The 8,686-nt window shown below is 62.2% G+C and carries 11 protein-coding genes and 1 pseudogene; 3 read left to right on the plus strand and 9 right to left on the minus strand.

The window, feature by feature from the left end; translation table 11 throughout:
• Positions 1-42: 42 nt before the first annotated feature.
• The 4 genes from J7E82_RS15000 to J7E82_RS15015 form a co-directional block, all read right to left on the minus strand.
• Entirely contained in the window at positions 43-504 is a 462-nt protein-coding gene (locus J7E82_RS15000) for an NfeD family protein (protein ID WP_214864001.1), read from the minus strand.
• Positions 505-619: 115 nt separating this feature from the next.
• Entirely contained in the window at positions 620-1,465 is an 846-nt protein-coding gene (locus tag J7E82_RS15005) for a putative RNA methyltransferase (RefSeq protein WP_214864003.1), read from the minus strand.
• Between the two features lie 30 nt (positions 1,466-1,495).
• Entirely contained in the window at positions 1,496-2,191 is a 696-nt protein-coding gene (locus tag J7E82_RS15010; protein ID WP_214864005.1) for a peptide deformylase, read from the minus strand.
• A 9-nt stretch (positions 2,192-2,200) separates the two neighbouring features.
• Positions 2,201-3,163 (minus strand): hypothetical protein, encoded by a 963-nt coding sequence (locus J7E82_RS15015; RefSeq protein WP_214864007.1) that lies wholly within the window; start codon positions 3,161-3,163, stop codon positions 2,201-2,203.
• 61 nt (positions 3,164-3,224) lie between these two features.
• Between J7E82_RS15015 and J7E82_RS15020 the strand changes: the two are divergent.
• A pseudogene (locus J7E82_RS15020) lies at positions 3,225-3,633 on the plus strand (nuclear transport factor 2 family protein).
• A gap of 6 nt (positions 3,634-3,639) precedes the next feature.
• Here the strand turns inward: J7E82_RS15020 and J7E82_RS15025 are convergent.
• The 3 genes from J7E82_RS15025 to J7E82_RS15035 are packed head-to-tail and all read right to left on the minus strand — an operon-like array spanning position 3,640 to position 6,624.
• Positions 3,640-4,773, minus strand: a complete 1,134-nt coding sequence (locus tag J7E82_RS15025) for an NAD(P)/FAD-dependent oxidoreductase (protein WP_214864009.1) — start codon at positions 4,771-4,773, stop codon at positions 3,640-3,642.
• Positions 4,766-5,491, minus strand: a complete 726-nt coding sequence (locus J7E82_RS15030) for a class I SAM-dependent methyltransferase (RefSeq protein WP_308113861.1) — start codon at positions 5,489-5,491, stop codon at positions 4,766-4,768. Before J7E82_RS15030 ends, J7E82_RS15025 begins: the two co-directional genes overlap by 8 nt.
• On the minus strand, positions 5,488-6,624 hold the full coding sequence (locus J7E82_RS15035; RefSeq protein WP_214864011.1) for a type III polyketide synthase: 1,137 nt from the start codon (positions 6,622-6,624) through the stop codon (positions 5,488-5,490). Before J7E82_RS15035 ends, J7E82_RS15030 begins: the two co-directional genes overlap by 4 nt.
• Positions 6,625-6,790: 166 nt before the next feature.
• Between J7E82_RS15035 and J7E82_RS15040 the strand changes: the two genes are divergently transcribed.
• Both J7E82_RS15040 and J7E82_RS15045 read left to right on the plus strand, forming a co-directional pair.
• A complete protein-coding gene (locus J7E82_RS15040) occupies positions 6,791-7,144 on the plus strand; it encodes a PepSY domain-containing protein (RefSeq protein ID WP_214864012.1) in 354 nt (117 codons plus the stop codon).
• A 4-nt stretch (positions 7,145-7,148) separates the two neighbouring features.
• Positions 7,149-7,454 carry a hypothetical protein gene (locus tag J7E82_RS15045; protein WP_214864013.1) on the plus strand — a complete coding sequence of 102 codons (306 nt, stop codon included), beginning with the start codon at positions 7,149-7,151 and terminating at the stop codon, positions 7,452-7,454.
• A gap of 47 nt (positions 7,455-7,501) precedes the next feature.
• Here the strand turns inward: J7E82_RS15045 and J7E82_RS15050 are convergent, their stop codons facing one another.
• Complete coding sequence (locus J7E82_RS15050; RefSeq protein ID WP_214864014.1) at positions 7,502-7,987, minus strand: carboxymuconolactone decarboxylase family protein; 486 nt, start codon at positions 7,985-7,987, stop codon at positions 7,502-7,504.
• Positions 7,988-8,118: 131 nt separating this feature from the next.
• On the minus strand, positions 8,119-8,686 hold a 568-nt coding region (locus tag J7E82_RS15055), incomplete at its 5' end, for a TetR/AcrR family transcriptional regulator (RefSeq protein ID WP_214864015.1).

Here is an 8,686-nt window from a genome sequence, read left to right on the forward strand (position 1 = left end):
AGTTTCCACCGAGGCACCGGCAGCTGGCCGGCCCTTTTCGCGTCAGTGCTGGTTCTCCTGGGCAGATGATGCGACGACGGCGGTGGCGCCGTCGATCCTGGTTACGACCACCCTCGTGCCGGGCTCAAGGACGCCGTCGGTGCTGCGCGCACTCCAGACGTCGCCGCCTATCTTGACGAGGCCGCCCGTCACGCTGACGGGTTGCATCACCAGGGCCGGTTCGCCGATAAGCCGATCGACGTTGGTTCGTTGATCGGCGGGTCCCTTACGCAGGTGCCTCAGGGCCACCGGACGGACGAGCGCGATCATGAGGAGGGAAACCACGCAGAAGGCAACAATCTGCAGCCAAAGATCCGCACCAGCGAAGTCGGCCACCAGTGCTGCCAGCGCTCCTCCTCCCAACATGATGAAGAACAGGTCCAGCGTGAGCATTTCCACAACGGCAAACGCCAGGAAAACGGTCAGCCACAGGGCCCACCAGTTGTCGCCAAGCCATTCAAACATCGTTCCCCCTTGAGTCCCGGATCCCGTCATGCGTGGCAGGTACCAGAGATCAGAGTCGCTGTTTTTCCATCCTATCCCGCGGCTGCGGTTGTGTCCGGATCTCGAACGTGGCCTGTCAGGACCGGGGCTTGAAGAGGGAAATCGTGAACAAGGCCGTCACCTGCAGCTTTCCTTCGGCAGGCATAGAGGCCAGGAGGGCATCACGATCCAGGTGGTGGCCGGCGGGGCCCATGTAGGCCAGATTGGCCAGCTGCGCTCCGTTGAGTTCAAGGTCAATGTCGAGGTCGTGGTTGCCCGCTGGTTCAAAACCCTCGGCCATGGCGTCGCTGAGGCGTTCCGCCTTGCCCTGTTCGATGCCCAGCATGCCGGTCCTTTCGGCAATTTCCGCAAGGTGCCCCGGGCGGGGCGTCACGACGATGAGACTGCCATCCGCATGCAGGATGCGCGCGAACTCCGGAGGATTGCGGGGCGCGAACACCACCGTGACGACGTCGATTGAGTCATCAGCGATGGGCAGGGGCCGCCAGATGTCCCAGACAAGGTTGGCGGCTTCCGGATTGAGTCGCGCTGCCCGGCGGAGGGCGAATTTGGAGATGTCGAGGCCGACCGCGTCGGCCTTGTTCTGTTCCAGAATGGTGTGCAGATAGTATCCGCTTCCTGTCCCGGCATCAAACACCACGGCACCGTCGCCAGACAGGTAGGGTGCAGCGGTGGCGGAAAGGGCATCGGCAAGGGGACGGTAGTGTCCTGCTCCCAGGAATTCCTCGCGGGCGGCCACCATTTCAGCCGAATCCGCTTCGAAGACAGTGCCCTTGCCGGTTAACAGGTTGAAGTAGCCCTGCCGTGCGGCGTCAAAGCTGTGACCGGCCGTGCAGATCAGGGCCCTGCGCGGGCGTTCGGAGAGTTCGAGGTTCGCCTGGCACACGGGACAGCGCAGGTGCGCGACGGCGTCTGAGAGCATGGCTTCAATCCTAAGGTGCAGCCAAACGGGTCAGGGGAGGAGGAAGCCCAGGCCGTGCTTTGCCTTTTCTATGCCGGGCTCCGCCCAGTGCTCGGCATACTCTGCGTTCGCCGACAGTGACCGCAGCTCCGCCTTGTCGAGGTACAGGATTCCACGGAGGTGGTCGGTCTCGTGTTGGACAATCCTGGCCTGCCACCCCGAATATTCCGCGGACACTCGACTTCCAGAGGGCTGGTCGTAGTCCAATTGAATGCGGCGGTGCCGCTGCACTACTGCCTGCAGTCCGTCGACCGAAAGGCAGCCTTCATAAAAGGCTGACACGGAATCGTCCAGCGCCGTATAGCTCGGGTTGAGCACGGCAAAGAACTCCAGTGGCTCACGGTCCCTGACGGCGGCGATGTCCGGATCGACGTCGTACTCGTCTTCCAGCACGGCGAGCTGTAGTGGTATCCCCAGCTGCGGAGCGGCGAGCCCGACCCCTGGAGCTTTATGCATGACGTCCCGCATCAGGCTGATCAGCAGCCCCAGCTCCTCATTGCTCAATTGGCCGTCGTAGGGGGCTGCCCGCTGCCGCAGTACGGGGTGGCCGGCCTGCACAATCCGGGGAGGGGAGGGGTTTTCGAGCAGTTCCAGCACGGTCTCGCGGATCCGTGCAGCCGTAAAGGGTGTGGGAGGCGCCCCCTCGAGGAGTCGGGGCGGGACGACGTGATGCTGCTCCTGGCTCATCATTTGAGCCTACTGGTCTGCAGCTGCCCGCTGCGCACACGCTGAGACGACGAAGTCATAGAGCCGGCCTCGCAGGCCGGAATCGGCAGGGATTCGGAGGGTTCCCCGGATCCCGTTTATCGAAACGTGAATAGGGATCAGCGTTCCCACCTTGTCTTCCGCCACGGCATGGGCATCGCAGCGATTGGGCTGTACGAACAGCATGAGCTCGCGGGTATCACCGGACGCCGTTACCTCGATATTTCGCGGCCAGGGTCGGGCCGGATCTTCAGCCAGCAGGGTCGTGCCCTGGATCGATTCGATGGTGAATGATCCGGCGCCGCCCTGTGGGATCGCAGCCAGCCTCATGACGGCCGTTTCGCCGCCGGGCAGCACCTCCAATGATGGAGCCAGCTCGAGGCGGGCGACGCGCGCCGTCTCCTGCTCCAGGCACATCTCCCCATGATTTCGATCGAGCACCCCGAAGGGATCCGTCACCGGGAGGACGACGGCGGAATCCTGGCCTTGGAGGGACAGCCTAGCTGAAGGAGTCGTTCCCCAAGCCGTCGGGGACTGCTGCGAACACCGTGCCTTTGGCAGTGGGGCGGGAAGACTTTTGGTCTGGCCAGCAGGGATGGCGGTTCCCTCCCCGACCGTTCCCTTGGATCCAGGCGCCCACCGGATCGGGTCCTCGAATTGCGTGCTTTGCACCTCGGCACCCCGAACGATGACTGTGTCCTTGCCCTGGTTTTGAAGCTGGATCTCCACGATCCGGCGGCTGTAGTTGTCCCGGAACTGGTCCAGCTTGGCCAGCAGGGGATCCTCCCCGAGCGGGGGAGTGCCGCTCTGCCCTGGCTCCTCCCGAGGCAGATTTTGCGAATCAGGTGGACCGGGGATGCAGGCGACGAGGACAAGGGCGGCGGCACACACCATGGTGCCGGCGATGGTTCGAAGGGCGATATTCGTGAAAGTGATCATCCTGAAGGCGATCATCCTGAAAGTCTAGGCCCGCGGCCACCTCTGAGTCAGGGGAGCCTTCGGCTAGGCTCGGAGAATGAGCGACGCAACCCCCTTGGACTGTGTGCTGGGCTTCATCCGGACCATCGAAGCAGGAGGTACAGCGTCGGAGCTGAGACCTTTTCTGGCCGAGGATTTCCAACTCAACGAATGGCCGCATGCCCTCGCGAAGTCCGGTTCCACACGATAACCTGTCCCAGACCTTGGAAGGGGCCGAACAGGGCAGGAACGTCGTGTCCGAGCAGAACTTCGAGGTGGTACGGACAACGTGTGAGGGCGGGAGAGTGGTTGTGGAGATGAATTGGTCCGCCACCATCCTCCTTGACCTTCCGTATTGGGACGCGGGAGACAGGATCCGGGCCCGGACCACCGCAGTGTTCGAGGTTAGCGAGGGGAAAATCGTCAGCCAGGACAGCTATGACTGCTACTACACCGCGGACGCCTGAACCGGGCTAGTTCATGGTGAATCGCTTGGCCACGACATCCGCGATGGCAGGCACCGCGATTGCTCGGCTGAAGAGGCTGTTGCGGAGAGCGAGGATCGACGGCGGAAGTGGCCGTCCCAGCGCCATGTTTAGTCCCGCTTGCCACTGAGCCCGTTTGGCTGCTCGACGCCGTTCCGCCTGATAGCGGGTCAATGCTGTGGCCGTTGGCCGGCCCTCCAGGACATTGCTGATCAAGGGGGCAAGCTCCGCGACATCCAGCCAGCCGAGATTCATCCCCTGGCCGCCGATCGGGCTGATTTCGTGGGCGGCGTCGCCCACCAGGAACACGCTGCCGCAGATCATCTGCGAAGCCAGGCAGGAGCTGACGCCGAACCCGCTAACCATACTGTTTGTGGTCGCGTCGACAGAGATTCCGGTTCGAGCCCAGATACGCTCCGACAATTGTCGGGGTTCCGGCTGCGGGCTCGGGCGCCGTTGCCACACTACCCATCGCCGTATTCCTTCCGGCAGTGGGAACGATTCAACAATGCCGTCCGGCTCAAGGAACAGGATCGCCTCGCTACCGAAAGAAGTATCGTCCCGGAAATCGCCCATGACATAGAAGTCGGGGTAGCGGCGAATGCGTCGGGCGGGAGCGATCTTCTGGCGGATGGCAGAGTGTGGACCGTCCGCGGCAACCACGAGCCTGCTATGAAACTCCACCGCGGCGCCGCCTGAGCGGGCCGACACGCGGGGCGTTCCGCCGTCGTCGAGCAGTCCGTCTACCTCCACGCCTCGGCGCAGGACATCGCCGGCCAGTTCCTGCAACCGCGCCTCAAGGAGCGTTTCGGTGCGGCTTTGGGGGACACTGAGGATGAATGGATGGGTGGGCGAAGTGCCGGTGAAGTCCAGGCCGGCGACGTATTTTCCCCGGCTCAGGGCGGTGCCGTGGGTGATCCTGACGCCAGCGTCAATTAGCCGGGGAGCAACGCCGGCAGATTCGAGGACGCGAAGGGCCGGTGGATGGATACCAATGGCGCGCGAATGGGCAGTGCGACTCGTTCGACGCTCCAGGACCACAACCTCCCGGCCTTGAAGTCGCAGGAGGATTGCCATGAGGAGGCCCACCGGCCCTCCACCCACGACAGCGACGTCAATCACCGCGACCTCCTTCCCCCGCGCCCTCCGTCCCCCGGTACAGCAACAGGTTGTGCCAGGGCCCCTGCGGCTCGACGGTCCAGCCCGGCGGAGCGACTGCCGCCAGTTCAGCTAGCGTGTAGCTGCGCCGGATGGATGTCAGCCCATCGCGCCAGATGTACGATCCGATGCCCAACGGCCAGAAGCCCGCGGCGAAAAGCAGCCATGCCAAGGGGCTGCGGTCGAGGTCGTTATGGAGGGTCAGGCGAGTACAGAGAGCTTCGCAGTCCCGCAGCATGGCTGAAAATTCAGAAGGGGACAGATGGTGCAGCACGTGGTTGGACAGGACGACGTCGAACCGCCGGCCCTCGGCCACAAGCTCAGCGCTGTGCGCCTGGCGATATACGACACCGGCCGTTTCCCGGGCCTTCGAAGCGAACTGATAGGCTCGCTCATCCGGGTCGATGGCCGTGATGTCCAAACGTAACTCCTCACGTGATGCCATCCGTGAGAGTCCCCTGGCAACGTCGCCGCTGCCGCACCCGATGTCGAGCAAGGTCAGGCTTCCCGTCGTCGCCAAGAGGGGGCGAATCTTTCGCCGATAAATTTCCTCCCAGCCCGAAACCAATCTGTTGACCAGCGGAAACCGTGCGTAACTGTTGTCCAGAAGAACAGGGTCACAGTCGGCTTTGTCCATCTCCTCGAGGGTGTTTACGGCACGGTCATGAAGGAAAAGGGTCACGGCTGGGTGGAGATCCTGGTGAACAGTCCTGTTTCTACCGTGAGGCCCGGGCCGAAAGCCATGGAGCAAATACGTTCCTCCCGGGCGGAAGGCTGCTGGGCCAGGATGAATTTAAGCACGAACAGGACAGTGGCGCTGCTCATATTTCCATAGTTGCGCAGCGTCTCGCGCGCCGGAACGAGCTGCTCTTCCGTGAGGTCCAGCTTGGATTCAACCTTGTCCAGGATGCTTCGGCCGCCCGGGTGGATGGCCCAGTGCGGGATGTCGCGGTAGGGGAGCCCGGCCAGTTCCTTTTCGCGCGCCAGAAGCGGCTCGAGGGCTCCCGTGATGTGCTCTTCGATGATGTGCGGGACGTAGCTGCCCAGCACCATTTCGAAGCCCTCGTCACCAATGTTCCACGCCATGGCCTCTTCGCCTACCGGTGTCAGCACGGTTTCGAAGTGATCGAGCCTGAGGACCGTCTCGTCCGGTCCCGGCTCCCTGGACGTGACGACGGCGGCGGCAGCGCCATCCCCGAAGATGGCGGAGCCCATGATGGTGTCCGGATCGTTGGAGGTGCGTACATGAAGGGAACAGAGCTCGACGCAAATGACGAGGACTACTGCGTCGGGATCAGCGGTGCAGAACTGGCGGGCTGCTCGCAGCGCAGGGAAGGCCGCGTAACAGCCCATAAAGCCGAGGTGGTAACGCTGCACGGCCGGATCCAATCCCAGTGCCCGGACAACCTTGTAATCAGGGCCTGGGTTGAAGAAACCGGTGCAGGAAACAGTAATGACATGGGTTATGTCGAGCAAATCGAGGCCAGGGCAGGCTGCGACGGCGGACTTGGCGGCTTCGACAAACAGCTTTGTTGCCTCTGAGGCGAAAATCTCGTTCCTGGCCTTGGTGCTCGGGCTCAGGACCTGGCCGGAATCCGGATCGAAGAACGACGGATTCTCCGGATGGGCGTCCAGGGTGAGTTCGGCGACGGCTGTGTATCTCCTATCAATAGCCGCGGAATCAAAACACGTTGTCACAAGGCGTGAACCCAGCCTCGTCAGGCCTGGCTGGGCGGCAAAGACATCGCGGGCTTGGGACTGCACAAGAACGGTGGGCGGAACTGCGGTTTCCAGGGACCTCACGTATACCGGCATGCTTTATTCTTAGCGAGCCTTGGCGATATGACAATGGTGAGGCAAGGCGCCTGCCACCGTTTGGTGTTGGGCTATGGCTGCCTTTCAGGCCTTGCAGCAGTCATCCAGAGTGGGCAAACTGGAACAGTCACTAAAAACGGCTGGGGATACAAAAGAGGAGTCCATCATGGACAAAAGAATCCTTTGGATTGCCGGCGCCGCAGTAGCAGTAGTTGCCATTGGCGGAGCTTCAGTCGCAGTAGCCGCGTCCAATTCGGGCACAGCAGCCGCGTCCAATTCGGGCACAGCAGCCGCGTCGAATTCAGTGGACGACCAGCCTTTGACCGGCAGTACCCTCCAGCAGGCCAGTGATGCTGCCATCGCCAGGACCGGCCCGGGCACAGTCGTCGCAGCAGAAACCGACGACGATGCAAGCTATGAGGTTACCGTCCAGTTGAACAGTGGCGGCACGGTTGAGGTGGAGCTCAACGGTTCGTTCCAAGTGGTCGAGGTTGAGAATTCGGAACCCGGCGACGACTGACCTTATGGGGCTGGGGACCGTCATCCGTCGCCGCAACTCCCTCAGTGGCACCCCTGTGGAGGCCACCATGGAAATTGTGGAGTTCGAGCCCAAGAGGTCGATCAAGGCAGTTATCCACGACGGCCCGGTCGAAATGCAGGGGTTCGCCGAATTCGACGCCAAGGTCATGAACCATACCCGGCTCACAATCGGAGCTGACATCCCCGGATTGGCCGACGAGAGCAATGCTCAATTTATCTCAGGAATGATGCAACGCAGCGCTGACCACATCAAGTCCCTTGTTGAGACCGAGACGCCCAGGCACGATTGACGCAGCTGGTGGAGCCTGTCGAGACCTCGCAGGATAGGAATTCCAGCCTAGAGTCGGGCAGTCTTCCTCGGCGCAACGGTGTAGGCGCTGCTGATTGCGATGCGGTTATAGGTGTTGGTCGTCATGGTCACCCACGTCACGGCCGACACCTGCCCTGGGGTCAGATGGGCGGCCGCCGACTCATATAGCCCCGCGTTGAGGTGGGAATCCTCGATCGCGGTGATGTACTCGGCCAGGGCGAGGGCGGAGCGTTCCTGCTCGTTGAAATACATGCTTTCCCGCCAGGCCGGCAAGACGGCCAGCCGCTCCGGGCTTTCGCCCTGTGCCAAGGAGTCATGGGTGTGTATCCGCAGGCAGTAGGCGCATCCGTTGATCTGCGACACTCGGATCTTGATCAGCTCCGTGAGCAGCGGTGAGAGGCCTTCGGCGAGGGCCGCCTGGTTCGCAAGGCCGGACACGGTGTTCAGAGTGTTGTAGAGCTCCGGGTGCTTGACGGCGACGTTGGTGTGCGGGGTAGAAGATCTGATCGTCATGGCTGACTCGTCCTTAAGGTTCTCGGGTGATCGCTCAACGCTTGTGCCTGCGCTTGTTCCACCATCCCTCGCATCCCTTCACGCCTATGAAGGGATGGGACGAAATGGCACTCAACGTTCCACCCTGTGCTTCACGGCACGTTCACGCCGCCCTGGCGCCGCGTCCGATAGGTTTCGAGATAGGCAGGGCTTGCCGCGCCGTCAATCGCGAAGCGGTTCAAGTACCTCAGGAACGCTCCGTCGATGTCCTGCCTAGTCGCGATCAACCGGTGATGGATCGCTCCGTACACAGCATCAGTCACGATCGTCAGATTGACGTCGTCGCGGATCTGTCCACGGCGCTGACCCCGCTCCAGGATGGCCAAGAACCCCTGTCTGCGCTCTCGCAGCAGCGTCTGCTGGAACAGGACAGCGAACTCATCGCTGCGAATCGCCTCAGCTAATAAGTTGGCAGTTGTGGACGCCGCCCCGCCCACCTTCAGGCAGTAGGTCAAAGCGACAATATATGCGTGCAGGTCCCGTGCAACGTCCCCTGTGTCATCGACATGCGTTAGCAGATTCGTCTTGTAAGTGAAGGCCTCAAGCACCAGCACCTGACGCGACGGCCAATGACGGTACAGGGTCGACTTGCTTACGCCGGATGCCCTGGAAACAGCTTCCATGGTGACGGCCTCATAGCTAAGCCTTGATCCACCGATC

Origin of the sequence: Arthrobacter sp. ISL-30, assembly GCF_018613855.1 — a bacterium.
Classification (GTDB): domain Bacteria; phylum Actinomycetota; class Actinomycetes; order Actinomycetales; family Micrococcaceae; genus Arthrobacter.

Coding starts and splice junctions, on each gene's coding strand:
- J7E82_RS15045 (WP_214864013.1), top strand. CDS start 7,149: ATGGGGCTGGGGACCGTCATCCGTCGCCGCAACTCCCTCAGTGGCACC.
- J7E82_RS15000 (WP_214864001.1), bottom strand. CDS start 504: ATGTTTGAATGGCTTGGCGACAACTGGTGGGCCCTGTGGCTGACCGTT.
- J7E82_RS15050 (WP_214864014.1), bottom strand. CDS start 7,987: ATGACGATCAGATCTTCTACCCCGCACACCAACGTCGCCGTCAAGCAC.
- J7E82_RS15035 (WP_214864011.1), bottom strand. CDS start 6,624: ATGCCGGTATACGTGAGGTCCCTGGAAACCGCAGTTCCGCCCACCGTT.
- J7E82_RS15015 (WP_214864007.1), bottom strand. CDS start 3,163: ATGATCGCCTTCAGGATGATCACTTTCACGAATATCGCCCTTCGAACC.
- J7E82_RS15005 (WP_214864003.1), bottom strand. CDS start 1,465: ATGCTCTCAGACGCCGTCGCGCACCTGCGCTGTCCCGTGTGCCAGGCG.
- J7E82_RS15010 (WP_214864005.1), bottom strand. CDS start 2,191: ATGAGCCAGGAGCAGCATCACGTCGTCCCGCCCCGACTCCTCGAGGGG.
- J7E82_RS15040 (WP_214864012.1), top strand. CDS start 6,791: ATGGACAAAAGAATCCTTTGGATTGCCGGCGCCGCAGTAGCAGTAGTT.